25 protein-coding genes and 2 pseudogenes are annotated in these 24,306 nt (G+C 62.3%); 15 read left to right on the forward strand and 12 right to left on the reverse strand.

From position 1 onward, the window contains the following. Positions 1 to 39 precede the first annotated feature (39 nt). The 8 genes from QA637_RS19465 to QA637_RS19500 all read left to right on the forward strand — a co-directional run bounded on the left by QA637_RS19465 (position 40) and on the right by QA637_RS19500 (position 8,570). Positions 40 to 1,065 (forward strand): ABC transporter substrate-binding protein, encoded by a 1,026-nt coding sequence (locus QA637_RS19465; protein WP_153441696.1) that lies wholly within the window; start codon positions 40 to 42, stop codon positions 1,063 to 1,065. Between the two features lie 70 nt (positions 1,066 to 1,135). Beyond that, a complete protein-coding gene (locus QA637_RS19470; RefSeq protein WP_283066343.1) occupies positions 1,136 to 2,641 on the forward strand; it encodes a sugar ABC transporter ATP-binding protein in 1,506 nt (501 codons plus the stop codon). After that, positions 2,641 to 3,630 (forward strand): ABC transporter permease, encoded by a 990-nt coding sequence (locus QA637_RS19475; protein WP_153441698.1) that lies wholly within the window; start codon positions 2,641 to 2,643, stop codon positions 3,628 to 3,630. Before QA637_RS19470 ends, QA637_RS19475 begins: the two co-directional genes overlap by 1 nt. Beyond that, positions 3,627 to 4,583, forward strand: coding sequence for an ABC transporter permease (locus QA637_RS19480; protein ID WP_153441699.1), 957 nt, complete (start codon positions 3,627 to 3,629; stop codon positions 4,581 to 4,583). The genes QA637_RS19475 and QA637_RS19480 overlap by 4 nt, the downstream gene beginning before the upstream one ends. Further along, positions 4,580 to 5,584 carry a LacI family DNA-binding transcriptional regulator gene (locus QA637_RS19485; RefSeq protein WP_283066345.1) on the forward strand — a complete coding sequence of 335 codons (1,005 nt, stop codon included), beginning with the start codon at positions 4,580 to 4,582 and terminating at the stop codon, positions 5,582 to 5,584. Before QA637_RS19480 ends, QA637_RS19485 begins: the two co-directional genes overlap by 4 nt. A 57-nt stretch (positions 5,585 to 5,641) precedes the next feature. After that, positions 5,642 to 6,886 (forward strand): Gfo/Idh/MocA family protein, encoded by a 1,245-nt coding sequence (locus QA637_RS19490; protein WP_283066347.1) that lies wholly within the window; start codon positions 5,642 to 5,644, stop codon positions 6,884 to 6,886. 147 nt (positions 6,887 to 7,033) lie between these two features. After that, positions 7,034 to 7,801, forward strand: a complete 768-nt coding sequence (locus tag QA637_RS19495; protein ID WP_283066348.1) for a 3-hydroxyacyl-CoA dehydrogenase — start codon at positions 7,034 to 7,036, stop codon at positions 7,799 to 7,801. A 157-nt stretch (positions 7,802 to 7,958) separates the two neighbouring features. Continuing rightward, positions 7,959 to 8,570 (forward strand): hypothetical protein, encoded by a 612-nt coding sequence (locus tag QA637_RS19500; protein ID WP_184108609.1) that lies wholly within the window; start codon positions 7,959 to 7,961, stop codon positions 8,568 to 8,570. Positions 8,571 to 8,602: 32 nt separating this feature from the next. On the opposite strand, the gene QA637_RS19505 is transcribed toward QA637_RS19500, so the two are convergent. Then, entirely contained in the window at positions 8,603 to 8,785 is a 183-nt protein-coding gene (locus QA637_RS19505; protein WP_428843182.1) for a DUF1127 domain-containing protein, read from the reverse strand. Positions 8,786 to 8,962: 177 nt separating this feature from the next. Here QA637_RS19505 and QA637_RS19510 point away from each other — a divergent pair, with 177 nt between their 5' ends. Then, on the forward strand, positions 8,963 to 10,480 hold the full coding sequence (locus QA637_RS19510) for a winged helix-turn-helix domain-containing tetratricopeptide repeat protein (RefSeq protein WP_184108608.1): 1,518 nt from the start codon (positions 8,963 to 8,965) through the stop codon (positions 10,478 to 10,480). A gap of 197 nt (positions 10,481 to 10,677) precedes the next feature. Here the strand turns inward: QA637_RS19510 and QA637_RS19515 are convergent, their stop codons facing one another. Together QA637_RS19515 and QA637_RS19520 are read right to left on the reverse strand one after the other, a co-directional pair. Then, on the reverse strand, positions 10,678 to 11,073 hold the full coding sequence (locus QA637_RS19515) for a GFA family protein (RefSeq protein ID WP_283066352.1): 396 nt from the start codon (positions 11,071 to 11,073) through the stop codon (positions 10,678 to 10,680). Positions 11,074 to 11,181: 108 nt separating this feature from the next. Continuing rightward, positions 11,182 to 11,649: a VOC family protein gene (locus QA637_RS19520; RefSeq protein ID WP_283066354.1), complete on the reverse strand. Its 468-nt coding sequence runs from the start codon at positions 11,647 to 11,649 to the stop codon at positions 11,182 to 11,184. Positions 11,650 to 12,042: 393 nt separating this feature from the next. Between QA637_RS19520 and QA637_RS19525 the strand changes: the two genes are divergently transcribed. Next, entirely contained in the window at positions 12,043 to 12,333 is a 291-nt protein-coding gene (locus tag QA637_RS19525; protein WP_153441707.1) for a DUF2934 domain-containing protein, read from the forward strand. Positions 12,334 to 12,499: 166 nt separating this feature from the next. Here QA637_RS19525 and QA637_RS19530 read toward each other — a convergent pair whose 3' ends face one another. The 5 genes from QA637_RS19530 to QA637_RS19550 all read right to left on the reverse strand — a co-directional run bounded on the left by QA637_RS19530 (position 12,500) and on the right by QA637_RS19550 (position 16,014). Further along, entirely contained in the window at positions 12,500 to 12,886 is a 387-nt protein-coding gene (locus QA637_RS19530; RefSeq protein ID WP_153441708.1) for a type II toxin-antitoxin system VapC family toxin, read from the reverse strand. Then, positions 12,886 to 13,140 (reverse strand): type II toxin-antitoxin system VapB family antitoxin, encoded by a 255-nt coding sequence (locus tag QA637_RS19535; protein ID WP_153441709.1) that lies wholly within the window; start codon positions 13,138 to 13,140, stop codon positions 12,886 to 12,888. Before QA637_RS19535 ends, QA637_RS19530 begins: the two co-directional genes overlap by 1 nt. Before the next feature lie 322 nt (positions 13,141 to 13,462). After that, entirely contained in the window at positions 13,463 to 14,143 is a 681-nt protein-coding gene (locus QA637_RS19540; protein WP_153441710.1) for a 5-formyltetrahydrofolate cyclo-ligase, read from the reverse strand. Positions 14,144 to 14,164: 21 nt separating this feature from the next. Then, complete coding sequence (gene metB / locus QA637_RS19545; RefSeq protein WP_283066357.1) at positions 14,165 to 15,331, reverse strand: cystathionine gamma-synthase; 1,167 nt, start codon at positions 15,329 to 15,331, stop codon at positions 14,165 to 14,167. Positions 15,332 to 15,378: 47 nt separating this feature from the next. Continuing rightward, positions 15,379 to 16,014, reverse strand: a complete 636-nt coding sequence (locus tag QA637_RS19550; protein ID WP_283066359.1) for a peroxiredoxin — start codon at positions 16,012 to 16,014, stop codon at positions 15,379 to 15,381. Positions 16,015 to 16,175: 161 nt separating this feature from the next. Between QA637_RS19550 and QA637_RS19555 the strand changes: the two genes are divergently transcribed. Further along, positions 16,176 to 17,027: a LysR family transcriptional regulator gene (locus tag QA637_RS19555; protein ID WP_153441713.1), complete on the forward strand. Its 852-nt coding sequence runs from the start codon at positions 16,176 to 16,178 to the stop codon at positions 17,025 to 17,027. A gap of 31 nt (positions 17,028 to 17,058) precedes the next feature. On the opposite strand, the gene QA637_RS19560 is transcribed toward QA637_RS19555, so the two are convergent. After that, entirely contained in the window at positions 17,059 to 17,355 is a 297-nt protein-coding gene (locus QA637_RS19560) for a hypothetical protein (protein ID WP_283066360.1), read from the reverse strand. Positions 17,356 to 17,762: 407 nt separating this feature from the next. Between QA637_RS19560 and QA637_RS19565 the strand changes: the two genes are divergently transcribed. Together QA637_RS19565 and QA637_RS19570 are read left to right on the forward strand one after the other, a co-directional pair. Continuing rightward, positions 17,763 to 19,601 (forward strand): assimilatory sulfite reductase (NADPH) flavoprotein subunit, encoded by a 1,839-nt coding sequence (locus tag QA637_RS19565; RefSeq protein ID WP_153441715.1) that lies wholly within the window; start codon positions 17,763 to 17,765, stop codon positions 19,599 to 19,601. A 6-nt stretch (positions 19,602 to 19,607) separates the two neighbouring features. Continuing rightward, the gene (locus QA637_RS19570; protein WP_283066362.1) at positions 19,608 to 21,332 is read left to right on the forward strand and encodes an NADPH-dependent assimilatory sulfite reductase hemoprotein subunit; all 1,725 of its coding nucleotides are present in this window, start codon (positions 19,608 to 19,610) and stop codon (positions 21,330 to 21,332) included. Between the two features lie 147 nt (positions 21,333 to 21,479). Here the strand turns inward: QA637_RS19570 and QA637_RS19575 are convergent, their stop codons facing one another. Beyond that, positions 21,480 to 22,625 (reverse strand): CBS domain-containing protein, encoded by a 1,146-nt coding sequence (locus tag QA637_RS19575; protein WP_153441717.1) that lies wholly within the window; start codon positions 22,623 to 22,625, stop codon positions 21,480 to 21,482. Between the two features lie 238 nt (positions 22,626 to 22,863). Between QA637_RS19575 and QA637_RS19580 the strand changes: the two genes are divergently transcribed. Next, on the forward strand, positions 22,864 to 23,157 hold the full coding sequence (locus tag QA637_RS19580; protein ID WP_153441761.1) for a hypothetical protein: 294 nt from the start codon (positions 22,864 to 22,866) through the stop codon (positions 23,155 to 23,157). Between the two features lie 5 nt (positions 23,158 to 23,162). Here QA637_RS19580 and QA637_RS19585 read toward each other — a convergent pair whose 3' ends face one another. Further along, positions 23,163 to 23,339, reverse strand: coding sequence for an Ldh family oxidoreductase (locus QA637_RS19585; protein WP_234887041.1), 177 nt, complete (start codon positions 23,337 to 23,339; stop codon positions 23,163 to 23,165). A gap of 58 nt (positions 23,340 to 23,397) precedes the next feature. Further along, positions 23,398 to 23,645 (reverse strand): annotated as a pseudogene (locus tag QA637_RS19590) (aldehyde dehydrogenase family protein); the annotation flags it as partial. Between QA637_RS19590 and QA637_RS19595 the strand changes: the two are divergent. Further along, positions 23,646 to 24,284 (forward strand): annotated as a pseudogene (locus QA637_RS19595) (aldehyde dehydrogenase family protein); the annotation flags it as partial. It abuts the pseudogene before it with no gap. Positions 24,285 to 24,306 lie beyond the last annotated feature (22 nt).

Here is a 24,306-nt window from a genome sequence, read left to right on the forward strand (position 1 = left end):
TTCTGGCTTCATGTCCTCCTTAAGATTTGGGAGGATCTTATGAAAAAGCTTATCGCAGTAGCGCTCAGCACAGTTGCGTCCATCGTCATCTCGGCATCGGCAGTCAACGCGGAGACCTTCAAGATCGGTCTCTCGAACGGCTGGGTCGGCAGCGAGTGGCGCACCCAGATGATCGACGAGGCCAAGGCGGCCGCCGCCGCGTGGAAGGACAAGGGCGTCGACGTCGAAGTCTCGGTCCAGAGCGCGAATGTCGACGTTCCCGGGCAGATCGCCCATATCCGCAACTTTATCGCCGAAGGCGTGAACGCCATCATCGTCAATCCGAACAGCCCGACCGCCTTCGACCCGATCTTCGCCCAGGCGAAGGAAGCCGGCATCCTGGTGATCGCGACGGACGCGGAGGTCTCGTCTCCGGATGCGCTCTATGTCGGCATCGACCAGACCGCCTGGGGTGCGGCCGGTGCGAAATGGCTTGCCGAGACGCTCGGCGGCAAGGGCAAGGTGGTCGCGATCAACGGCGTTGCCGGCCACCCGGCCAACGAGATGCGCGTGGCGGGCTACAAGCAGGTCTTCAAGGACTATCCGGACATCCAGATCGTCAACGAAGTCAACGCCAACTGGGATCAGGCGCAGGGCCAGCAGGCGATGCAGAACATCCTTGCCACCTATCCGGACGTAAACGGCGTCGTTGTGCAGGACGGCATGGCCGCCGGCGCCTGGAAATCGATCATGGACGCCGGCAAGACGGACCAGATCGCCGCAACGGGCGAGATCCGCAAGGACTTCATCGACCTCTGGATCAAGGACAAGCTGAACTCCGGCGCGACCGTCAACCCGCCGGGCGTGATGGCGAGCGCGCTCAATGTCGCGGTGCTGATGCTGCAGGGCAAGGAGCTGAAGGAGCCCGCCAAGGCCGGCCAGTACGGTAACGCCCTCTACCTGCCGATCCCGTTCATCGACAGCAAGAACGTCGGGGATGCGGCAAAGCAGCTCGAAGGCAAGCCCGGCTACTATTCCTATACCAGCTCGCTTTCGATCGAAGACGCGGAAGCCCTCTTCAAGTGAGTGTTTCCAACGGAAGCGCGGGCCGAGTCTCGGCTAGCGCTTCCCCTCGAACTGCAACGGACGAAGTTCGATGTCGAAATTGAAACTGAGCGGCGTAAGCAAGGCTTACGGCGCCACATTGGCATTACGTCGCGGCGATCTGGAGGTGCTGGCCGGCGAAGTCCATGTGCTCATGGGCTCGAACGGATCGGGCAAGAGCACGCTTTGCAAGATCATCGCCGGCAGCGTGCGGCCGGACGGCGGAAAAATTCTCATCGACAACAGGCCGGTCACGATCACCGGACCGCGCTCGGCACGCGCTGAGGGGATCGGCATCTTCTATCAGGAGCTCAGCCTTGCCGCTCATCGCTCGGTCGAGGAAAACATCTGCCTTGGCGCCTTGCCGATCAAATCCCACCTGTTCGTCGACAGGGCTTTGCTCAAGCGGCGCGCGGCGCGTTATATCGGCCTTTTCGAGGAGGTAGCCGGAGAAGGATTTTCCGCCGACGCTCTCGTCGGCAACCTGCGTCCCGATCAACGGCAGCTCGTGGAAATCATGAAGGCGCTGGCAAGCGAGGCGCCGATTCTGATCTTCGACGAGCCGACCTCGGCGCTCGACCGGGCGCAGGTCGATTGTTTCTTCGAGATCCTGCGCGATCTGACATGGCAGGACCGGGGCATCATCTTCATTTCCCACCGCATGGACGAGATCAAGGCGATCGGCGATCGGGTGACGATCATTCGCGACGGAGAGACGATCACGACGCTCAATCTCGCCGAGACGGATGCAGCCTCGGTTATCCGGCTGATGGTCGGCGGGTCCGGCGACATGCCGGCATCGCAATCATCGGCCCCCGCCGTCGTCAACGGCAAGGACGGCGCGGCGATGACCGTCCGCAATCTCTCCGGGCGCGGTTTCCGCAATGTCAGTTTCGAAGTCGCCAGGGGCGAAATCCTAGGCTTCGGCGGGCTCCACGGCCAAGGCCAGTCGGCGCTGCTGCGGGCGATCTTCGGCGCCGGCTCCATCTCGTCCGGCGAAGTGTTGATCGGCGAAGCCCGCTTTGACGCCTCAAGCCCGCGCGACGCCATTCGGCGCGGCTGCGCCTACGTGTCCGGCGATCGCGGCCGCGACGGCGTCATCAGCGGCAGGCCGATCATCGAAAACGTCGCGCCGATCCATTATCTCCGCGATCGCCTGATGATCGCGAGGCCTTCCAAGCTACGCGACAAGGTCGTGCCGGCGCTTCAAAGCATGCACACCAAGTTTCAGAGCCTGTTCGATCCGATCAATTCGCTTTCCGGCGGCAACCAGCAGAAGGTGATCATTGCCCGCTGGCTGATCGACCGCCCCGATGTGCTGCTGCTTGACGACCCAACCAAGGGCATCGACCTTTCGGCGAAGGCTGACCTCTTCGCGCTGATCCGCCAGCTGGCGGCCGAGGGCCTCGGCATCCTGCTCTATTCATCCGAGGACGCCGAATTGCTCGGGAACGCCAACCGCATCCTCGTCTTCAACGGTGGCTCCGTCAGCCGTGAACTGACGGGCGCCGACCGCACGCGCTACAATCTTTATCAAGCCGCTTACGAGGCCGCGTAATGGCGGAGATCACAATCACTCCGAGGGCGCGCGCGGGTCGCATCCGCAAGCTTCTGGAGCGTTATCCCTTTCTGCCGGCGCTTGTGATCGTCGCCGCCCTCCTGTTGCTCAACGGCGTCTTTTCGCCGAACAGCCTCAGCTACCGGTCGCTGACGGGGCTCTTCAGCACATACATGGCGCTGATCCTGCTCGCAATCGCCCAGACCTATGTCGTCTATGCCGGCGACATCGATCTGTCCGCCGGATCGATCCTGTCGCTCGTCAATGTCGCGATCGTCGTCCTGATGGAGCGATGGGGTGGGGATGCCGGCGCCGTGCTGCTCGCGCTCGCCCTCGGCCTCCTGCTGGGGCTTGCCTGCGGGCTCTTGAACGGCATCGTCGTCGCCGCGCTGCGGCTGCAGGCGATCGTTGCAACCTTCGCGACGAGCATATTCTTCACCGGCTTCGCCCTCCACATCCTTCCCGTTGCCGGCACGCCGGCGCCGGCGATCTTCTGGCGGACCTATGGTGGCCGGCTGCTCGGTGTGCCCTTCATCTTCTATATCCTGGCGGTGCTGGCCATCGTGCTCCTGGTCATCAGCCGCACGCGCCTCGTCACGCAGTTGCTCGCCGTCGGCGACGATCAGCAGGCGGCCTACCAGACCGGGCTCCCGGTCGTGCCCATACGGATCCGGGGCTATCTTCTCTGCGGGCTTTTCTCCGCGCTCGCCGCCTTCTGCATCACCGGCGACACGGCGAGCGGCGACCCCTTGGTCGGCGGCAAGATGACGCTCTACAGCGTCGCCGCCGTGGTGCTCGGCGGCAGCGCGCTTTCCGGCGGCTGGGGAACGGTGGTCGGCTCGGCTCTGGGCGCGCTGACGATCGGTCTCATCAACTCGGTCGTCTTCTTCATGGGCACACCGTCGGAATGGCAGAATTTCGTCCAGGGCTTCGCCATTCTCGTCGTGTTGATGGCAGGCGTGCTGGCAGGCAGGAGGGCGCGCGCATGAGCCGGATCCTCTCCTTCGTGCGTGAGCCGCTCGTCGTCGCGCTCGTGCTGATCGTGCTGTTGCTTTATCTTGGCCAGGCGCTGTCGCCCGGCTTTGCCTCCAGCGGACAGATCCTGAGACTGCTGATCGTCGCCTCGCTGCTCGGCATTGTCGCCGCGGGCCAGAACGTCGTCATCCTCGGCGGGCGCGAGGGCATCGACCTTTCGGTCGGCGGCGTCGTTTCGCTTTCGGCGATCATCGCAGGCAATGTCATGAACGGTGCAGACAGCGGTATTGTGCCGGCGATCCTCGCCTGCCTCGCCGCCGGCGCCTTCTTCGGCCTGCTCAACGGATTGGGCGTGACGCTGTTGCGCATCCCGCCGCTCGTCATGACGTTGGGCATGCTCGGCGTCCTCCAGGGCCTGCTCGTCGTCATCCGCATGGGCATCCCTTCGGGCCGCGCCGCGCCGGGCCTTTCGGGCTTCGTGACGCAGCCGCTCGCCGCCGGCATTCCCGGCATCATCTGGCTGTGGATCATGGTCGGCTTGCTGATGGCCTTCATGCTCCACCGCACGGTTTTTGGCCACCGCATCTACGCCATCGGCTCGAACGAACATGCGGCCTACATGGCCGGCGTTCCGGTCAGGCTGATGCGTATCGCCCTCTTCATGATTTCCGGCATGTTTGCCGCGATCGCCGGCCTTTGTTTGCTCGGCTATTCCGGCTCGTCCTTCGCCAATGTCGGCGAGCAGTACACGCTCCCGTCGATCATCGCCGTGGTCTTCGGCGGCACGTCGCTTGCCGGCGGCAAGGGCGGCTATACCGGCACCATGGCAGGAGCGATCCTGCTCGTCATTCTCCAGAGCATCCTGACCACGGTGAACATCGATGAATCCGGGCGGCAGATGGTGTTCGGGGCGACGCTGCTCCTGCTCATGATGTTCTATGGTCGGGGTCGGGCGATGCGCGCATGAGAGAGCGGCCGAAGATCAAGGATATCGCCGAGCGGGCGGGCGTGTCGGTTGCGACCGTCTCGCGCGCGCTCAGCGACTCGGCGCTGGTGACGGCCGAGACGCGCCAGCGCATCCTTGATCTGGCGCGCGAGCTCAACTACCGCCCCAATGTCAGCGCACGCAGCTTGCGCACCCGCAGGTCCATGTCGGTGCTGCTCGTCGTGCGCGACGTCGGCAACCCCTTCTATCTCGACATCCTCAAAGGCGTTGAGGCGACGGCCCGCGAAGCCGGCTATTCGGTGCTCATGGGCAACACCGAGAGCGATCCGGCCCGCGAAACCGAGTATTTCAACATGCTGCGCGACGGCCATGCCGACGGCATGATCCTGATGACCGGCAAGTTGCCGCCGGCCGGCGGCTGGAGCCACCTGCCGGTGGTGGTAGCGCTCGAGATGATCGAGGGCGCAGGCCTGCCGCATGTGCAGGTGGACAATATCGGCGCCGCGCGGGAAGCGGTGGAGCACCTCATCTCGATAGGACATCGACGCATCGCCCATATCAGCGGACCATTGCCGGAACTGATGAGCCTTCATCGGCGCGAAGGCTATCGCGAGGCGATGCGCAATGCCGGGCTCGACGTGCCGGAATCCTACGAAGTTCGCGGCAACTATCTACTCGAAAGCGGGCAGGAGTGCTGCCGCAAGCTCTTCACCCTGCCGGAGCCGCCGACCGCGCTTTTCGTTGCCAACGACGAAATGGCCTATGGCGCCGCATACGAACTGCGCCGCATGGGGCACGATGTGCCTGGCGACGTGTCGGTGGTCGGTTTCGACGATCTTTACCTGAGCAAGGCCTTCTACCCTCCGCTGACCACCGTCAGCCAGCCGCGCGCCGAGATCGGACATGTTGCCATGGAACTGCTTCTTAAGATCCTGTCCGGCGCCGAGATCGATTGCGACGAGCCGATCGTCCTGCCGACGGTCTTGCACATCCGGGGAAGTACGGCTCCGCCGCGGCAATGACAAACGTGCGGGAGGACCGTGGTGCGCCCATTCCGCACACAAGTTCGGGAGGAGAGAATGACTGAACTGCCAAGGCAGACATTGCGCGTCGGATTCGTCGGAACCGGCTTCATTGCGCACTTCCACCTGAAATCGCTGGTCGGCGTGCGCAATGTCGAGGTAACGGGCGCCTTCAGCCCCACGGCCGAACACCGCGCGCGGTTTGCAAGCGAGGTCGAGGCGCTCGACCTCGGGACCTGCCGGGCGCATGACAGCCTCGAATCGCTCGTTACCGCCGACGATGTCGACGCGATCTGGATTCTCTCGCCGAATTATACGCGGATCGAGGTGATGCGGACGCTCACCGCGGCGATCAAGACGGGACGCAGCAGGGTCTTCGCCGTTGCCTGTGAAAAGCCGCTCGCGCGCACTGTCGCCGAAGCCCGCGAAATGCTGCGGCTTGCCGAGGATGCCGGCCTCAATCACGGTTATCTGGAAAACCAGGTCTTCTCGACGCCGGTCCAGCGCGGCAAGGAGATCATCTGGCGCCGTGCGGCGTCCGCCACCGGCCGGCCCTATCTCGCACGCGCGGCGGAAGAGCATTCCGGTCCGCACGAGCCCTGGTTCTGGCAAGGCGACAAACAGGGCGGCGGGGTGCTCTCGGACATGATGTGCCACAGCGTCGAGGTGGCGCGTCACCTTCTGACGGCGCCGGGCGCACCGCGCAACTCGCTGAAGGTAAAGGCGGTCAATGGCACGGTTGCGAACCTCAAGTGGACCCGTCCGGGCTATGCCGATGAGCTCAGCAAGCGTTTCGGAAAGGCGGTCGATTACCGCAGGCGCCCGGCGGAGGATTTCGCCCGCGCGACCGTTATGCTCGAGGACGAGGATGGCAACGAGCTGATGATCGAGGCGACGACCTCCTGGGCCTATGTCGGCGCGGGCTTACGCATCCAGCTCGAACTCCTGGGACCCGAATATGCGCTGGAATACAATTCGCTGGGGACGGGCCTGAAGATCTTTCTGTCGCGCGAGGTCAAAGGGTCCGAGGGCGAGGATCTCGTCGAAAAGCAGAATGCCGAGCAGGGGCTGATGCCTATTCTGGAGGATGAGGCAGGCGTCTATGGCTACACGGACGAAAACCGGCACATGGTCGAGTGTTTCCGCAAGGGCGTGAAGCCGCTCGAAACCTTCGAGAACGGCCTCGCGGTGGTCGAGATCCTGATGGGCCTTTATCGATCGGCCGAGATCGGCGCGACGCTTGCTTTTCCTGCGCCGGAGCTCGAAGACTATGTCCCGGTCGTCGCGCGCATGGGCGCGTGACCGAGCCAATGTCCTTTCGGTATCGCCTCGGACGGCACGTCTGGCTATAGTCCGCGCCGCGGAGTTGAGAATGCGTGATCCGGGATACGGACGGGAGGAAAATCTGATGCAGAGGAACACAGCCAACCGGGCCCCGGGAGCATGCCCATGCTGATCCGGGACAAGGTCTTTCTGGTCACCGGCGGCGGGTCGGGGCTCGGAGCCGCCGTCGCACGCGCACTCGTCGCCGACGGCGCCTCCGTCGTGATCGCCGATATCAATTCCGACGCCGGCTCGGCGATTGCCGCCGAGCTTGGCGCGAAAACGCGTTTCGCGCCTACCGACGTGACGAGCGAGGCGGAGGGCGAGGTGGCGGTTGCGATGGCGCTTGAGAGCTTCGGACACCTCCATGGGCTGGTGAACTGCGCCGGCATTGCGCCAGGCGAAAAAGTGCTCGGTCGCGACGGACCGCATCGCCTCGACAGCTTCGCGCGCGCGATCGGCATCAATCTCGTCGGCACCTTCAACATGATCCGCCTTGCCGCCGCGGCGATCGCGAAGGAAGAGCCGGATGACGGCGGCGCCCGCGGCGTCATCATCAACACGGCCTCGGTTGCCGCCTTTGACGGGCAGATCGGCCAGGCGGCCTATTCGGCCTCGAAGGGCGGGGTCGTGGCGATGACGCTGCCGATCGCGCGCGAACTCGCACGCTTCGGCATCCGCGTTGTCTCGATCGCACCGGGCATCTTCGAGACACCGATGATGGCCGGCATGCCGCAGGAGGTGCAGGATTCGCTCGGCAAGAGCGTGCCCTTCCCGCCGCGCCTCGGCCGGCCGGACGAATATGCGGCGCTTGTCCGGCATATCTGCGAGAACGACATGCTGAACGGCGAGGTCATCCGCCTTGACGGCGCGTTGCGGATGGGCGCGCGATAGGCAAACCTTGGCGTTTGGCTGATCCGGTCCCATCCTGGTCGGCCCGCGGGCGTTCTCGACGCTTCGCGATCTGACGGGGTGCAGGGCAGTGCGTCGCCGCCTGGACCGATGCGAATGGCCCGCCGAGAGCCAACGGCATTCAGGAGGGGAGGGTTTCGTGATCGTTGTCGTGGAAGGTATCAGCGCTGCGGGAAAGACGACCTGGTGCCGAAATCATGCCGAACGGCTTCTCGTGCGAGAAAGCTATCCATCGCCGCGACCGGACCGAAATGCCGATGCAATGAAGGCGGCGCAGGCGTGGACCGATTGGAATGCAAGGCGCTGGGCCGATGCGCTGGCGACCGAGGAGGAGCGGGGCGTTGCCGTTTGTGATACCGACCCTCTGAAGCTGCACTTCATCTGGGGGCTCTGGCGGATCGGCGAGGCACCCAAAGAACATTGGCTCTACCAGTTGGAGGAGACGCGGGAAGCGTTTCGGCGGAAAGTCCTCGGCTTTGCCGATATCTACCTGGTCAAGAGGATCGATCCGGCGACCGCCCGCCGGCAAAGAGACGGAGACACAGAGCGTGATCGGTCGAACTTCGACCTCCATGCGCGGCTGCAGGCTTCATTGCACGCTTGGTATGAGGCGATCGCCGGCTGCGTACCCGCCAAGGTCGAATGGGCGTTGCCGTGCGGTTTACCGGCAGGGCGCTGCATTGGAACGAAGGCCCACCGCTATGATGTGGACTTGTTCGATCGTTTCGTCGCGAGTTTGCCGAAAGGGTGAAGCGGGGGCGCATGCTCTGTGCAGCATTCGCCTTACCGTCGCCAGAAGGGCTTGGCGATCTCTGCCTCGACCTCATGTCTCGTCAGACCGATATCGTCGATCAAATGGGGATTGTCCTTCGCCTTTTGCGCAAGGTCCCAGCGGAAGCGTATCCGCTGGTCCCAGGTCGCGAAAATGCGTCGCAGGGTCGCCAAGCTGTAGTGGCGACGGGACATGTCTGCCAGCGCCGCAGGTCTTCCCGGTCGCGCTGCCTGGTGCGGCCCGGACGCAAGAGTGAGGGTATACTTCATGGCAACCTCCATTTGGTTTGGAGGTTGGATTCTGCAGAATGCGAACAGCGTCGTACTTAAACCCTTCCAAATAGTTCTCAAAAACTTCCAAACGGACTATAGATGCGCCGCATGCAGGGATCGCGCGTTGCCTTTGGTCCGTTCGTGCTTGATCCGGGTGCGGGAACGCTCCTTCGGAACGATGATCCCGTTGCCGTTGGCTACCGCGGGCTGAAGCTGCTTGCGGCGCTCGTTGGACGGCCCGGCGAAATCCTGGGCAAGGCCGAGTTGATGGACGCGGCGTGGCCGGGCATGGCCGTCGAGGAAGGCAATCTCACCGTCCAGATCGCGCAATTGCGCAAGCTGCTTGGTCCCGCGGCCGACGGCGGTGAATGGATCACGACGGTCCCGCGCGTCGGCTACCGCTTCACGGGGGCCATCGAAAAGCTCGGTGCTGCGAAGCGAAAACCTTTGCCGCTGCCGAGCAAACCATCGATAGCCGTGCTGCCCTTCGTGAATGTCAGCAACGATCCTGATGAGGAATCCTTCGCGGATGGCCTGACCGAGGACCTGATCACCGATCTGTCCAGGAACTCCGGCCTGTTCGTCATCGCGCGCAACTCGGCCTTTGCCTACAAAGGAAAGGCGATGGACGTGCGCGCGATCGCTGAGGACCTTGGCGTCCGCTACCTGATGGAGGGCAGCGCACGGCGCGCCGCGGGGCGCGTGCGCATCAACGCCCAGCTCGTCGACGCAGTCAGCGGCGAACACCTATGGGCGGACCGCTTCGATCGCGACCTGGAAGATATTTTTGCCGTCCAGGACGAAGTCACCGGCAAGATCGTGGAGGCATTGCTCGGCCGATTGCGCGCACCGCCGCCGCGCAATCGGCCCAAAAATCTCGAGGCCTACGATCTCTGCGTGCGGGCGCGCAAGCTGATCGACGATTCGCCCCAGACGGCGCGGGAAGCGCATCTGATGCTGACGCGCGCGGTTTCGCTCGATCCGGAATACGCCGAGGCCTATCGCTGGCTTGCCATGAACCACTGGATGAGATGGGTGCATTGGGGCGAACCGATTGAAACGCACCGCAGCATTGCCTTGGAACTGGCGCGCAAAGCCGTAGCGATCGATCCCAACGATGCAGGCTGCCGCTGGGTCCTTGCCAACCTGCTTGCCTATGAGCGCAGCTTCGCCGAGGCGGATGCGGAATTCGCCAAGGCGATCGAACTCGACCCCAACGAGGCCGACACCTGGGCGACGTTATCCGACATCGCAGTCCTGGCCGGGCGGGTTGAGGAAGGCCTTGAACACATTCGCAAGGCGCTCCGGCTGAACCCGTTTCCGGCAAGCTGGTACTATCTGACGCTCGGCCAGGCGCAATATGCGGCCCGCGAATACGAAGCCGCTGTCGAGACACTGCGCAGGGACGAGACTTATCGCACAAGCTCACGCCGTTTCCTGGCGGCAAGCCTTGCTAAACTGGGCCGGCTTGAAGAGGCGCGCGCGGAGGTCGAACTGTTCCTCGTCGCCAACCCGCATTTCTCAACCCGCCGCTGGGCGGCGACGGAGCCATTCCGCGACGCGGCGACGCTTGAGCATTTCGTCGATGGCTTCCGCAAGGCCGGCCTTCCGGAGTAACGAGACTTCTACTGCATGATTCCTTAAGTCGGAATCGATTTAAGGATAAAATCATGCAGAAAATCAAAGTGCTACAGCGGCCTTGGCGCGTCCAATTGGACGCGCGGCGCTGTAATGCATGTCGCCCAAAAATGTGCACCGCAATGAGTCCGATTGAACGCGACGCACTCAAACCGCCTTCGGACTGCTCGTGCGACCTACTCCTCAAAGCGACTCGTGGGGTCATCACGATCGCGCTCGTACCGTCTCGCAAGCGGAAACGGCGGCAACCAGGACTCGCGACGGACAGTCCAGAGTTCATAGGTTGGCATCAGTTGGTCAGGGGCGTCGAGGGAACCCAGGCTCACTTCGATTTCGTCTGCGGTGCGCCCGAAAACGGACGAGCCGCAGCGGGGACAGAAAAACCGCCCGGCGTAACCGCGGGTTTCGCCATCAACCGTCACCGCGTCCTGAGGGAATATCGCGGAAGCGTGAAAAAGCGCTCCATGATGCTTGCGGCAGTCGAGGCAGTGACAAAGGCCGACCCGGTAGGGTCGTCCCGACGCCACAATTCGGACGTTGCCGCACAGGCAACCGCCCGTGAATCGCTCCATGCTGCGTCTCCTCTACTGCAGGTCTCTTAATTCGTAGCCGGTTTAAGAATAGAAACATGCGGCAATTCAAAATGCTACAGGCGGGTCGGACGCACTCGCTGATATTGGTCACTCTTCGCCATTTGTTTTCGTTTTCGTACTGCCGAGTTCTTGGGCGAGCCCGATGAGAAGCCCTTCAGGCCCGCGGATGTAGCAGAGCCGATACGCGTCTTTATATTGGACTACTTCGCCTACGACCTGAGCGCCGCGCGTGCGGAGCCTTTCAAGCGTCTCGTCGATGTCGTCCACGGCGAACATGACGCGGAGGTAGCCTAGGGCGTTGACCGGGGCGTTCCGGTGATCTGCGACGACAGGCGGCGTGAGGAAGCGGGAGAGCTCGAGCCGGCTGTGGCCGTCCGGGGTGCGCATCATGGCAATCTCGACACGCTGATCGCCCAGTCCAGTGACGCGTCCGGCCCATTCTCCTTCGACCGTGGTCCGCCCTTCGAGCTCGAGGCCGAGTTCGCGAAAGAAATCAATCGTGCCTCCAAGGTCTTCGACGACGATTCCTACGTTGTCCATCCGCTTGAGCGCCATGGTTCCAATCTCCAAGGTGTCGCCTAGTCTAACAACGGACGCTTGAAGCGCCCCCAACACCGGCGGCCATTCGAGCCCGATTCGCTGTTGTCCACATCATAATCTTGAATCACGGACCGCCTCAAACCGCTACGCCGTTTTGAAGCGGTCTCTCAGATCAAACGCACGGAATGTTTGCAACAAACGGCACCGTCGTCGCGGTAGCCCGCGGCGGGCGGCGAACTCCCGCCTGGTCTGCACTCGTCTCATGAGTTGCAACAAGTGACCAAGTGCAAACGTGTCGCGATTGCGAGCATGCAGCATTCTGCCTAAACTCTGCTTCGATACGACATCATCAGGCTTCACGGCCACCCACCGGCCATTTTCCACCTCAGCTGACAAGGAGCGTTTGCCATGAAGACGGACGGCGAAGAACTGATCAGGAAGCGGGCCTATGAACTGTGGGAGAAAGCGGGACGGCCCGAGGGCGACGGTCTGAAGCACTGGCTCGAGGCGGCGGAAGAGATTCAGTCCGAGGGGATCAATAGGGGCGGTGAGTCGGAGAACGACGTTCCTTCTGCAGGCGCAATTGTATCCGCGGAAACTTCTGAAGGGAAAAAACCGAGAAGGTCTGCAGCGAAGCAGCAAGACGATGCAAAGCCGAAGAGAAGCACGGCTTCCAAAGCTCGCACCAAGAAGAGCTAACAGGCTGACGGCCGCCAAAGCGCGTCGCGTTCAATCGCACTCATACAACGCGCTTTAGGTCATTGCTTTTTATGCATGTCGTTGTCCCAAAACCGCTGCACAACTTGGGCGGCATGCATTAGAACAGTTAGATGAGCAGCCTTGCTGCTCATTCTGCTTGCGCTCGTCATGCGGCCTCTATGTCAGTACGCGAAAAATCATCGCCTTTGAAGAGCAGCGGTTCATTGCGCGTTTTGGCCAGCGCATAGGAGAAACAGTCACCGTAGTTCAGACCTGCCGGATGTCGGCCTTTGCCGTAGCTTCGCCAGGCTCGCCTAGCCACGGCAATCTGTTCTGCGTCGACAGCGACGATTTCAACACCCGCCTTGTAGAGCCATAGGTCGAGCTCTGCGGCACCTGCTTCGCCGAGGCGGGCTTCGATTACGATGGCGAGTTCGAGAACCGTCGCGGCGGAGATGAAGCGCCGCGGAGCATCGATGACTTTCCGTTCGTAGGTTTCCGCTTCTGGCTCATTGAATGCGACGGCGACAATGGCCGACGTATCGATGACCATCAGTTGGGAGTCCCGTTTTCGTCATACCCCAGGATTTCGTCAGCAGAGCGGTTGTCCAGCACCGGCAGCTTGCTCCAGCGTCTACGGCTGGCGGCAAGCTCCTCGAGAAGAACATCCCGATTTGCTGCGTTTGCGAGACGTCGCAGCCGCTCTTCCAGTGCACGCCGGGTCGCCATGGTGATGGTCTCACCGGTCTTCTCGGCCAGTGCCTTTGCAAGGCGTTCCGTCTCGGGATCTTTGATGCTCAGTGGCATTCTGGGTTCCTTGGTTCCTATCTGTCTATATTCTACCTATTGGGCGACGGGACGCAAGGCCGCTCGGGCCAAACCCGTACCCAGGTGCGCCACATGGAGCTGGTAACGAGCTACGAGCATCCGCGGGCGGGTACGGTGAAGGTCGTAGCACCCCCGGTGCGTCTTTCGAAGACGCCGGCAACGATCCGCAACCCGACCGCTGGTCGGTGCCTATGCCGATGAGGCTGCCGAATGGCGTGTTCGCGGCGGTCACGCTTGCCTGGCGCTGCGAGCGCTGCGGCCATCCTGCGGATCCCAACGACTGCAAACGGTCGTTGGGATTTCAATATACCCGTCTGTAACGGTCAGTGCTCGATTCGGTCACCACGACGTCCATCCGGATGTCATGGAGCTGCGGGTAGATGGTCCTTATTCTCGACTGCGCGAAACCAACGCCCAGTACGCGCCGCTTCGCCGCCATTCTGGCTAATGTCCGGTCGTAGTAACCTCCGCCATAACCCAGCCGATAGCACGACGGATCAAAGCCGACCACTGGGGCAACAACTATGTCGGGGGTCAATGAAACATGCTCGGCCGGAACGGGTATGTTCCAGATGCCGCGGACAAGCTTGTCGCCCGGTCGCCAGAGGTGAAACTCCAGGGGCTGTCCCTTTTCGACCACCACGGGAAGCGCACATTGGCCGCCGTCATCGGCTATTTGCCGCATCAGCGGCCTGAGATCGGGCTCACCGCGAAACGGCCAGTAGACGCTGACCACGAGGCCGCGCACATCTCCGATTTCGGCGAGCACGCGGCTAACGATTTGTGTTTCACAAGCGGCCCTGACACCGGGAGACATTGCCAAGCGCTGGGCGATGAGGCGGGCACGTTCGCTTTTTCGCCACCGCTTCACATCGGCACAGGTTCCAGGATCGGACGACAGGCCCGCATAGGCCGGATCGAGTTCGTGCATCAAGCAGGGAGGCGAGGCAAAAGTCGCCGGAATATCATCGTCGATGTCCATTCCCGTCCCTCCTTGATTGCCTCAACAGGCGTTCAGGCCGGCTTCGAGACCGTCTATAAGATCGTCAATGTGTTCCAGTCCGACCGAAAGTCTCAAGAGCTCGTCGCGAATACCCGCGCGCGCCCTGGCTTCGGCACCCATGTCGACATGGGTCATGGTGGCCGGATGAGCCACAAGACTTTCGACCCCTCCGAGCGATTCGGCCAAGGTGAAGCAGCTAACGTGGGCCAGGAACTCCCGAACGGCTGGTACGCCTCCTGCAAGTTCGAAGCTCATCATCGCGCCAAAGCCGCCCTGCTGCCGTTTTGCGAGCTCGTGATCGCGATGACCGGCAAGCCCCGGATAGTGGACGTGGCGAACCGCGGGATGTGCGTCGAGATACTCGGCGATTTTCATGGCATTGCGCTCTTGCATCGACATGCGCGCAAACAACGTTCTGAGCCCGCGCAAGGTAAGCCAGGCATCATAGGGTGCCGCGATGGCCCCGGTGATATTGGCCCAGCGCTTGAGATCCTGGGCTTCCCGAGGGTCGGCAGCGATTACCGCCCCGGCAATGACATCCGAATGTCCGTTCAGGAATTTGGTCGCCGAGTGAATGACGTAATCGGCCCCGAGAGAGAGGGGCCGCTGGAGGGCGGGAGAGAGAAACGTGTTGTCGACAGCCACGGCAGCGCCGGCTGCCTTGGCGACGTCGGACAATCGGGCAATGTCGACGACGCGCATCAGGGGATTGCTGGGGCTCTCGATCAGGACGAGCGCCGGAACGTCAGACAGCGCGGCCTGAAATCCGCCGAGATCTGTCTGATCGACGAGCCGGAGCGTGAGGTGCCCCAGATCTGCACGCGCTTTTAGAAGACGTAACGTGCCGCCATAGCAATCGTGCGGCGCCAGTACGAGATCGTTTCGCGTCAAACGTCCTATCAAGAGATCGAGCGCGGCCATGCCGCTCGGCGTAACAACCGCGCCTGCGCCTCCCTCGAGCTTTGCAAGCGCTTGCGCCAGCAGGTCACGCGTAGGATTTCCACAGCGGCCGTAGTCATAGGCGCGCGGCGTCTCGAAGCCAGCGAACTCGTAGGTGCTGGAGAGATACAAGGGTGGCACCACGGAGCCAAATGCCGTGTCGGTCGCAACCCCGTGGGCTGCCGCCGTGGTCTCGGCTCTAGGAGATCTGGTTTTTCGCTCGAGCATCAGCCGTAGGGCCTTTCATTCAGATGGCATCAAAGTTCGATGGCTGGTCAGGACTGGCCAAGGGACGTCAGTCTCAGATACGGTTTTAACTTCCGGAAACCCTGGGGAAACAGGCGAGCCGCCTCCTCGTCGGAAAGCTTGGGAGAGATCACCACCTCCCCACCCGGATTCCAGTTTACCGGCGTCGAAACGCCACGGCTTGCCGTCAATTGCAGACTGTCGATCGCGCGCAGGATTTCCTGGAAGTTTCGGCCGGTGCTTGGAGGATAGGTCAGTATCAGCCGGATCTTTCGCGCGGGGTCGATGACGAAGACAGCTCTGACGGTGAGATTGGGATCACTTTCCGGATGTATCATGCCGTAGAGGGCCGCCACCTTTGCGTCGGGATCCGCGATCATCGGGAAATCCGGCGAATGGCCTTGCGTTTCGGCGATGTCCTCTTCCCATTTGCGGTGGGATTCGACCGGATCGACGGAAAGCCCGATGACCTTCACGTTGCGCTTGTCCCATTCCGGACCCAGCCGCGCGACCTCGCCCAACTCCGTGGTGCAGACCGGCGTGAAGTTGCGCGGGTGACTGAACAACACACCCCAACTTTCTCCCAGCCACGCGTGAAAGCGAATGTTGCCGTGGGTGCTTTCCTGTTCGAAATCCGGTGCGGTCTGGCCGATCTGAAGGGACATGGGAATTCCTCTCGTTGCTCGGTCGCAAAATGGCAACGTCGGTTTCCGCTGGCAAACGAATTGAATTGTGGGTTAAGCGCAAATATTCTGCGCTTATTTTGGAGGAGGCGTGCCGACGGAGGCAGGCTGTCGAAAGGGCTGACGTTAGATAGAGGGCGACGATGGATATCAGCATAGCGCGTACGTTCCTCGAAGTGGTCAAGACCGGCAGCTTCGTGAATGCTGCTACCAATCTGAACATCTCGCAGACCGCAGTCAGCGCCCGCATCCGCGTGCTCGAGGAACAACTCGATCGTCCCATGTTCGTTCGCAACAAGGCCGGTGCCAGGCTGACACCCGCCGGAGAGCAGTTTTTCCGCTTTGCGACGAGCCTCGTACAAGTCTGGGAGGCGGCGCGGACCACGGTCGCCTTGCCCCCGGGCCGTGAGGCCATGGTGACCATCGGTGCCGAGCTCAGCCTCTGGAATCCACTGTTGAAGCATTGGCTTTTGTGGATGCGCCGTGAATCCCCCAGCGTTGCAATCCGGACGACGATCGACAGGTCGGAGCGGCTCATGGAACTTGTGCAGGATGGTTCGCTTGACGCTGCCGTCCTATATGGGGCGCCCAGCCGTCCAGGCACGCTTGCCGAACTGCTCTTTGAAGAAAAGCTCGTTCTGGTGCGCACGACACCTTTGTCGCAACCGCTCGGCCCGGAAGACCTCGTCGGCATCGATTGGGGAGAGGACTTTGCCGGGAGCTATCGGGCGGCTTTTCCCGGCTGTCCGAATCCGGTGGTGTCGATCAGCTATGGTCCGCTGGCTCTCGAATACATTCTGGCGGTCGGCGGATCCGGATATTTTCGGCGGGGCTTTATTCAGCCCTATCTCGAAGAAGGCCGCCTTGAGATCATTCCAAACAGTCCGGAATTTGCCTATCCGGCCTATCTTGTTTCGTCAGCAAAGGCAGACCAGTCGATGCTGGATCGCATTCGGGCGGGACTGAGGGCCGCCGCATCCATGGCCGGCCACTGAAGCGGGGCGAAATTTATTCTGGCAACTCTGGCTACGGGGCGTCGTGCTCCGTCCTGGTGCCTTCTCGCGCACTCAGCAAGACAGTGATCACGAGCTCGCGACCCTGCCTGCTTATGCCGATTCCGTTGTGTCGTTCGACCGCCAGTCCCAGCGCAACCAACCGCTCGCCGACCGGCTGGGAGATGACGTGGCCGGGGCCGCGGTTCATCCGCTTCAGTGCTGTCTGTTCCTCGCTCGAAAGATCGTCCCAGCTTATCGGGCTAGCAAGCGGCGCAGGCGCTTCCTCGCACCCCTTCGGCCCACGATCGACTCTCGTTTTCCGCCTCATACTCTATCGCCGCCATGTCGCGTCGCCTTCTCTTGGCCAGTGCGCGGCCGGGCTTCCCGCGTTTCCATTGGCGTCTTACAGGACGGACATGGCGGCGGGAAGTGCGGTGTTTGCGCGCCGCTGCCCCCGAGGAAAGGAGCTTGCGCGCCGGCGGCGTCACTTTTTCTCGCGCAATGTTCGATTTGCCCGAAGCCCGAATCCGGGAACGAATTTGTCGGGTGGCAATTGTCCGCTAGAAACGTCATCTAAAATCTAATTTCCAGCAATTTATTTGCGTTTATGCTGCAATATCCTTCGTTTGTCAGGTCCGGGACAGCGTGGCAATCATCCGCGCAGCAACCAAACACTTCTGCGCATCTGGGAAATGGCTTCCTGACCGTCGCCTTACTCAAGCTGGAGGCATGCACATGACCGCACTGGAGTTTCCCGGCCCGGGGCTGACGGCCGACCAATGGAGCCAGATCTCGGCACTCGCGACATCGCTCCGGCCCGGGCAGGCCCTTTGGATCAGTGGATATTTCGCCGGGCTCGATCATGGCGCACGCGCCCTTCACGGCGCGATTCCCCTGACGCCGCATCTCGCCAAAGCTGAAACAGTTGATGTTCTCGTCGCCAACACTCGTTCCCTTACCATCCTCTTCGGCAGCGAAACCGGCAACAGTGCGGCCCTCGCAAAAAAGCTCGCCGATACGGCGCGGGGGAAGGGGGTTGAGCCGGCGCTGATCGACATGGCTGACTACAAGCCGCGCAAGTTGAAGGAAGAGCAGGATCTCCTTGTTATCACGTCCACGCAAGGCGAGGGAGAGCCGCCTCATTCGGCGGCCGGCTTCTTCGAGTTCCTGGAGGGCCGCAAGGCGCCGCGGCTCGATGACCTGCGCTATGCCGTGCTGGCGCTCGGCGACTCCACCTATGAATTCTTCTGCGGTGCGGGCAAGCGGCTCGATGCGCGGTTCGCCGAACTGGGTGCCACGCGGCTTCGCGAACGGGTCGACTGCGACGTCGACTACGAGGATCTCGCCGCCGACTGGATCGAAAAATCCGTCGCCGCGCTCACGCTTTCCTCGCGGCCGTTCGGCGAAGCGGCGACCTTGCCATCAGCCGCGCCAGCCTCAACGCCGATCGCGGCAGCTCATGACAAAAGCAATCCGTTTTCCGGACTTGTCATCGACAATCTGGTGCTGACCGGCCGCGGATCGAGCAAGGAGACGCGCCATGTCGAACTGTCGCTTGATGGATCGGGCCTTGCCTTCGAGCCTGGCGACGCGCTTGGCGTCGTGGCCCGGAACGACCCGGCTGTCGTCGAGGCGTTGCTCTCGGCACTTCAGCTTTCGGGGGAGGAGCCTCTCCGCATCAAGGAGCGTGAGACCACGCTTGGCGAGGCCCTCGCCGGGACGCTTGAAGTGACGGCGGCCACGCCGCGCTTCCTCGATCACTGGGCCGAGATCACCGACGCGAAGGCACTGCAGGGATTGCGCGGGGAGGAAAACACCGATGCGCGCACGACGTTCCTGCGGACGAACCATGTCGTCGACATCATACGGCAATTTCCGGCTACCGGCATCGACGCGCAGAGCTTCGTCGCGGGCTTGAGGCCGCTGCAGCCGAGGCTCTATTCCATCGCGTCCTCGGCATCCGCGATTCCCGACGAGGTTCATCTGACGGTGGCCACGGTTCGCTATGAGCTCAATGGCGAAGAGCGCTACGGCGTCGCCTCCGGTCATTTCTCGCAGCGCGCCGAACCCGACACGGTCGTTCCGGTCTATGTGCAGGCCAATCCGCGTTTTCGGCTCCCCGGCGATGACACACCAATCATCATGATCGGGGCCGGCACCGGCGTCGCTCCATACCGCGCCTTCATGCAGGAGAGGGAGACGCGTGGCGCCGGCGGAAGGGCATGGCTGTTCTTCGGCGAGCGCAACTTCGACAGCGATTTCCTCTATCAGACGGAGTGGCAGGGTTTTCTGAAGGACGGCGTCCTGACGCGCATGAATGTCGCCTTCTCGCGTGACGGCGAGGCGAAGACCTATGTGCAGCACCGGATGATGGAACAGGCACGCGACATCTATGCCTGGCTGGAAGAGGGCGCCCACGTCTACGTCTGCGGCGACGGCGCGAAGCTCGCTCCCGATGTTCACGCGACACTGGTTACTATCGTCCAACAACAGGGCGGGATCAGCCACGCGGCGTCGAAGGAATATATCGGCGCCATGCAGGCAGCCCGCCGCTACCAGATCGATGTCTATTGAGGTGCGATGATGCCACTGGATCGCCGCCATGATATTTCGCAGCCGCTCGACCGGCTCGGCCCCGACGAGACGCTGAAGGACCGCAGCGATCAGCTTCGCGGCACGATCGCTGCAGGCCTGGAGGCGGAACTCACGGCGGCTGTACCCGGCGACGACGTGAAGCTGATGAAGTTCCACGGGCTTTATCAGCAGGATGACCGCGACATCCGGGATGAACGCCGCCGCCGGAAGCTGGAACCGGCATACCGGTTCATGGCGCGAGTCCGCCTGCCGGGCGGGGTGCTGTCGCCTGGCCAATGGCTGAAGCTCGACGAACTCGCCCGCGCCTATGCCGGCGAGACACTGCGGCTCACCACAAGGCAAACCTTTCAGTTTCACCGCATTCACAAGCGCAACCTCCGCGCCGTCATCCAGGGCCTGCGTGACGTGCTGCTCGACACGAAGGCTGCGTGTGGCGACGACTCGCGCGGCGTAATGGCCTCGATAAACCCCGAACTTTCGGCGCTGCATGCGGAAGTGTATGCACTCGCCAAACAGGCCAGCGACCACGCAATCCCGAAGTCTGGAGCCTATCGCGAGATCTGGTACGGCGAGGAACGGACAGAGCCGTCCGCGGGACCGGAGGAGCCGTTTTACGGGCGCACTTACATGCCGCGCAAGTTCAAGATCGGCTTCGTCATTCCGCCGATCAACGACATCGACGTCTATGCGCAGGATCTGGGCTTCATTGCCATCGCGACGAAAGATGGGCTCGAGGGCTTCAACGTCGCGATCGGCGGCGGCATGGGCCGGACGGACCAGGCTCCCGACACCTATCCGAGGCTCGCCAGCGTCATAGGGTTTATCCCCAAGGACAAGGTCCTGGAGGCCTGCGACGCAGTGATGTCGGTCCAGCGCGACTATGGCGACCGCGTCGACCGCAGTCACGCCCGCTTCAAGTACACCATCGACGACAAGGGGTTAGACTGGATAAAGGCCACGATCGAGGAACGGCTCAGCTTTCCCCTGGAGCCGGCGCGGCCCTATCACTTCGTCTCGAACGGCGACAGGATCGGTTGGGCGCGCGGCGAGAACGGGCGCGAGCATTTCACGTTGCGCGTGGAGAACGGCCGTGTCAGCAATTTCGAGCACGTCGCTCTGCTCGACGGCTTGCGCGCCATTGCAAGGGCGCACAGTGGGATGTTCCGGGTGACGCCCAACCAGAACCTCATCATCGCCGATATCGAGCCGCACGAGCGGCCAGTGATTGAAAAGCTGCTGAAGGAGTATCGGCTGGACAGGCTCAACGAGGGAAGCGGACTTCGTCTCAACGCGATGGCCTGCGTGGCGCTGCCGACCTGCGGCCTGGCCATGGCGGAGAGTGAACGCTATTTGCCGACGCTTGTCGGAAAAATCGAGACGATCCTCGCCGATCACGGACTATCGGAAGAAGCCATCACGATTCGCATGACCGGTTGTCCCAATGGATGTGCACGCCCCTACATAGCCGAGATTGGACTGACCGGCCGTGCGCCTGGAAAATATAATCTTTATCTCGGTGGCGGGTTCCATGGCCAGCGGCTGAACAAGATGGTGCTCGAAAACGCAGGCGAGCAGGCCATTCTCGGTCTGCTCGGCAAAGTCATCGCCGATTTCGCGCGCTCCCGCCTTCCGGACGAGCGGTTCGGCGACTTTGCGATCCGCGTGCGCTACGCCGCCGAGGTCAAGGAGGGCCGACACTTCAACGACTAGAGCGGGATGAGCAGAAGTGTGCGCGGTTTTCCGCCCGCATCCCGCTCTAACTCATTAGAATCGATCACGATGACTTTGGGTCGATTCGACCCAAAGTCATCGTGATCTAACATGCGCGGCGCGGTTTCGTCCACGCTAGGCCTGGCTTCAGATGCCTTGCCCGTTGCCGTGCATGATTTCGGACGGACCGTTTTGCGAGAGACTCTTGGCCAAAGTCGCGAGCAGGTCAGTCTGGGATATGATGCCCGCGACCTTTCCGTCGCCGTCAAGTACGACCACCGCATGTATCTTGCCATCCGTCAGGCGGGGAAGCAGGCCAATCGCAGGGTCGGATGGCTTGGCGGTCGCTGCCACGGTTATCGGCAGTTTGCCGTCGAGTTCCTTGCCGGCGAGCTCTCGCAGGCCCACCGTGCCCTGCAGCTTCTCATTCTCGTCAAGCACTGGAAGCGTACGAATGTCGTGCTTCAGCAGCAGGGATCGTGCCTGATCCGGCGTCGCGTCGTTCGGGACGGTTACAACGTCGCGGGACATGATATCGGCGCAGGTCAGCTCTCCCCTTTGCCGGACAAGGGCCTGCAGCTCGACTTCCCTCAGGAGGGCGTCGATGTCCTCCCGGCTGATATCAAGTGTTTCATTCAACCGTGCGATTGCCTCGTCGATGTCCTCGGAAGTGAAGCCGACGCGAAGCGCGGGTGGCGGGTCCGCGGTCTGATGGGTATTTACCGGCGCGACTGCCGGTCGATGCGGATATTGGCGGCGAGCCAGCCGGTGAAACACGATGCCGAGGGCGACGAGGATCAAGGAGTTGATCGCCACCGGTATGAATGGGAACCAATAACCTGCGCGTGCAACGGCGGCTCCCCCGATTACGGCCGTCAGTGCGGAGGCGCCCCCCGGCGGATGAAGCGACCGCGTGAGCGACATGGCAAGGATCGCCAGGGCAACCGCAAGGCCGATGGCAAGCATTTGGTCCTTCACCAGGTAGCTCACCGTGACGCCGATCAGGGCGGAAATCGTGTTCCCGCCAACGATTGACCAGGGCTGCGCGAGCGGACTGGCCGGGACGGCAAAGAGCAAGACCGCCGAGGCGCCGATGGGTGCAACGATCAACGGCAATTGGGGATCGTCGCCGAACACAAAACCGCAGACCAGGCCGGTGAGGCAGATGCCGATCAACGCCCCAAGGCAGCCGATCAAGCGCTCTTTCAGGGTTGCACCCGCCAGGATCGGCGAGAACAGCTTAAACCTGGGCAAAAAGCCCGATTTCTGGTGAGGCGGAGGCGGGACAATCATGCGGGGGCGTCAGATGCAGTTGCTTATTTTTCGAGGCTTATGTGCCTATAAAAAGGGCGAGGCAATAGCACGAACGGAATTCTTTGTGGTTCCGACGCCATTTCGGAAATTCGGCCAGCAATGAGAGGGTGCGACGCATCGCGTCGTTATGTTCGCTTTCGCCATTCAGCGCGGTCGGGTGGCGGCTGGCACGCAATTTGCTCCCCTTAAACCGACAACAGTCGGTATGGGTGCAAACTTGGACTTCTTCGACTTCTCCTCCGCGCTGATTTGGCTTGCTCTGGGATTGAGCGGCCCCGCGTTTCTGACAGCTTTTGTCGACCGGCCCCATAACTGGAAATCCGCCGTCGAAACGACTGTCGGAACCACGGTTTTTGTCGGAGCCTTGGGCCTGTATCTCTCTGCCGGCGCCATTCTTGCTGCCGCGATTGCCGCTCTCGCGGCACTCGCGTTCGCCGTTATGTTTCGCGGGAAGAGTCAGCGCTTGCCGATGTTAGCCGTCTCGATCCTCTGCCTGGGTTTCTATGTGTAGAACCGTCAGCGGCCGATTGCTTCAATTTCCGCCATCAACGGTTCGTCGACGGGAATTCCCTGCTTGAGGAGCGACTGCCTGAGCGGCTGGCGACGGCGGCCGGGAAGCCGGGCACCCGGCGCATCCGAGACCATGTCGGCCATGGCCGCGAATCGTTCGAGGGTGCCGCTGCCGAAAGCCATGGGATCGATGCAGACAATCAACTGGCCGACCCCGGGAGGCGCGCCCTTGTCGTCGAAGACAGAGTTCGTCGCCGATCTCCGACGCCGAGCCCGTGACGACATTGACCACGCCGGGCTGTATCCGACTTCCTCGCAGAGAACGCCCCAGGCCCGACTAGGGCGTCTGGGAGGCGGTTTGACCACGGCGGTGCAGCCCACGGCGATTGCCGGGCCGATCGTGCGTGCCAGCATGGACGACGGAAAGGTCCATGGTGTGATTGCCGCGACCACACCCACCGGCTCCTTCATCACGAGAATGCGGCGATCGCCGTCGAGGGCGCGATGATCGCAAAATATCGCAACTCCGGGCAGACCTGCGTGTGCATCAACCGTTTCTTCGTGCAGAGCGGCGTCTACGATCGCTTCGTGGAGAAGCTCGCTGAGGCCTGCGACAAGCTGAAGGTCGGATCCGGTCTCGAGGAAGGCGTGCAGCAGGGCCCGCTGATCGACGAAAAGGCCGTCGAGAAGGTCGAGGAATTGATTGGGGATGCCACTGCGAAGGGCGGAAAGATCGTCGCCGGCGGCGGGCGGCACGAACTCGGCGGCACCTTTTTCCGGCCGACCGTCATCTCGGAAGCGACGACCGACATGCGCTTCATGAGGGAAGAGATCTTCGGCCCGGTCGCCCCCGTCTTCCGCTTCGAGACGGAGGAAGAGGCCGTCGCGCTCGCCAACGATACCGAATACGGGCTCGCCTGCTATTTCTACACCAGCGACCTCGCCCGTGCGTTCCGGGTGTCGGAAGGCCTGAAATACGGCATGTTGGGCGTCAATGAGGGGCTCATCACCACGCCGGAGGCTCCCTTCGGTGGCGTCAAGGAGTCCGGCCTCGGTCGCGAAGGCGGGCATCAGGGCATCGAAGACTATCTCGACACGAAGTACGTTTGCATCGGCGGTCTTGGATGACGAACGGACCACCCTCGCTTGC

The organism is Sinorhizobium terangae (assembly GCF_029714365.1).
Lineage (GTDB): Bacteria > Pseudomonadota > Alphaproteobacteria > Rhizobiales > Rhizobiaceae > Sinorhizobium > Sinorhizobium terangae.

Excerpts from the sequence above, each read along its gene's own strand:
- QA637_RS19465 (WP_153441696.1), top strand. The coding sequence starts at position 40 with ATGAAAAAGCTTATCGCAGTAGCGCTCAGCACAGTTGCGTCCATCGTC.
- QA637_RS19470 (WP_283066343.1), top strand. The coding sequence starts at position 1,136 with ATGTCGAAATTGAAACTGAGCGGCGTAAGCAAGGCTTACGGCGCCACA.
- QA637_RS19475 (WP_153441698.1), top strand. The coding sequence starts at position 2,641 with ATGGCGGAGATCACAATCACTCCGAGGGCGCGCGCGGGTCGCATCCGC.
- QA637_RS19480 (WP_153441699.1), top strand. The coding sequence starts at position 3,627 with ATGAGCCGGATCCTCTCCTTCGTGCGTGAGCCGCTCGTCGTCGCGCTC.
- QA637_RS19485 (WP_283066345.1), top strand. The coding sequence starts at position 4,580 with ATGAGAGAGCGGCCGAAGATCAAGGATATCGCCGAGCGGGCGGGCGTG.
- QA637_RS19490 (WP_283066347.1), top strand. The coding sequence starts at position 5,642 with ATGACTGAACTGCCAAGGCAGACATTGCGCGTCGGATTCGTCGGAACC.
- QA637_RS19495 (WP_283066348.1), top strand. The coding sequence starts at position 7,034 with ATGCTGATCCGGGACAAGGTCTTTCTGGTCACCGGCGGCGGGTCGGGG.
- QA637_RS19505 (WP_428843182.1), bottom strand. The coding sequence starts at position 8,785 with ATGTCCCGTCGCCACTACAGCTTGGCGACCCTGCGACGCATTTTCGCG.
- QA637_RS19510 (WP_184108608.1), top strand. The coding sequence starts at position 8,963 with ATGCGCCGCATGCAGGGATCGCGCGTTGCCTTTGGTCCGTTCGTGCTT.
- QA637_RS19515 (WP_283066352.1), bottom strand. The coding sequence starts at position 11,073 with ATGGAGCGATTCACGGGCGGTTGCCTGTGCGGCAACGTCCGAATTGTG.
- QA637_RS19520 (WP_283066354.1), bottom strand. The coding sequence starts at position 11,649 with ATGGCGCTCAAGCGGATGGACAACGTAGGAATCGTCGTCGAAGACCTT.
- QA637_RS19525 (WP_153441707.1), top strand. The coding sequence starts at position 12,043 with ATGAAGACGGACGGCGAAGAACTGATCAGGAAGCGGGCCTATGAACTG.
- QA637_RS19530 (WP_153441708.1), bottom strand. The coding sequence starts at position 12,886 with ATGGTCATCGATACGTCGGCCATTGTCGCCGTCGCATTCAATGAGCCA.
- QA637_RS19535 (WP_153441709.1), bottom strand. The coding sequence starts at position 13,140 with ATGCCACTGAGCATCAAAGATCCCGAGACGGAACGCCTTGCAAAGGCA.
- QA637_RS19540 (WP_153441710.1), bottom strand. The coding sequence starts at position 14,143 with ATGGACATCGACGATGATATTCCGGCGACTTTTGCCTCGCCTCCCTGC.
- metB (WP_283066357.1), bottom strand. The coding sequence starts at position 15,331 with ATGCTCGAGCGAAAAACCAGATCTCCTAGAGCCGAGACCACGGCGGCA.
- QA637_RS19550 (WP_283066359.1), bottom strand. The coding sequence starts at position 16,014 with ATGTCCCTTCAGATCGGCCAGACCGCACCGGATTTCGAACAGGAAAGC.
- QA637_RS19555 (WP_153441713.1), top strand. The coding sequence starts at position 16,176 with ATGGATATCAGCATAGCGCGTACGTTCCTCGAAGTGGTCAAGACCGGC.
- QA637_RS19560 (WP_283066360.1), bottom strand. The coding sequence starts at position 17,355 with ATGAGGCGGAAAACGAGAGTCGATCGTGGGCCGAAGGGGTGCGAGGAA.
- QA637_RS19565 (WP_153441715.1), top strand. The coding sequence starts at position 17,763 with ATGACCGCACTGGAGTTTCCCGGCCCGGGGCTGACGGCCGACCAATGG.
- QA637_RS19570 (WP_283066362.1), top strand. The coding sequence starts at position 19,608 with ATGATGCCACTGGATCGCCGCCATGATATTTCGCAGCCGCTCGACCGG.
- QA637_RS19575 (WP_153441717.1), bottom strand. The coding sequence starts at position 22,625 with ATGATTGTCCCGCCTCCGCCTCACCAGAAATCGGGCTTTTTGCCCAGG.
- QA637_RS19585 (WP_234887041.1), bottom strand. The coding sequence starts at position 23,339 with ATGGCTTTCGGCAGCGGCACCCTCGAACGATTCGCGGCCATGGCCGAC.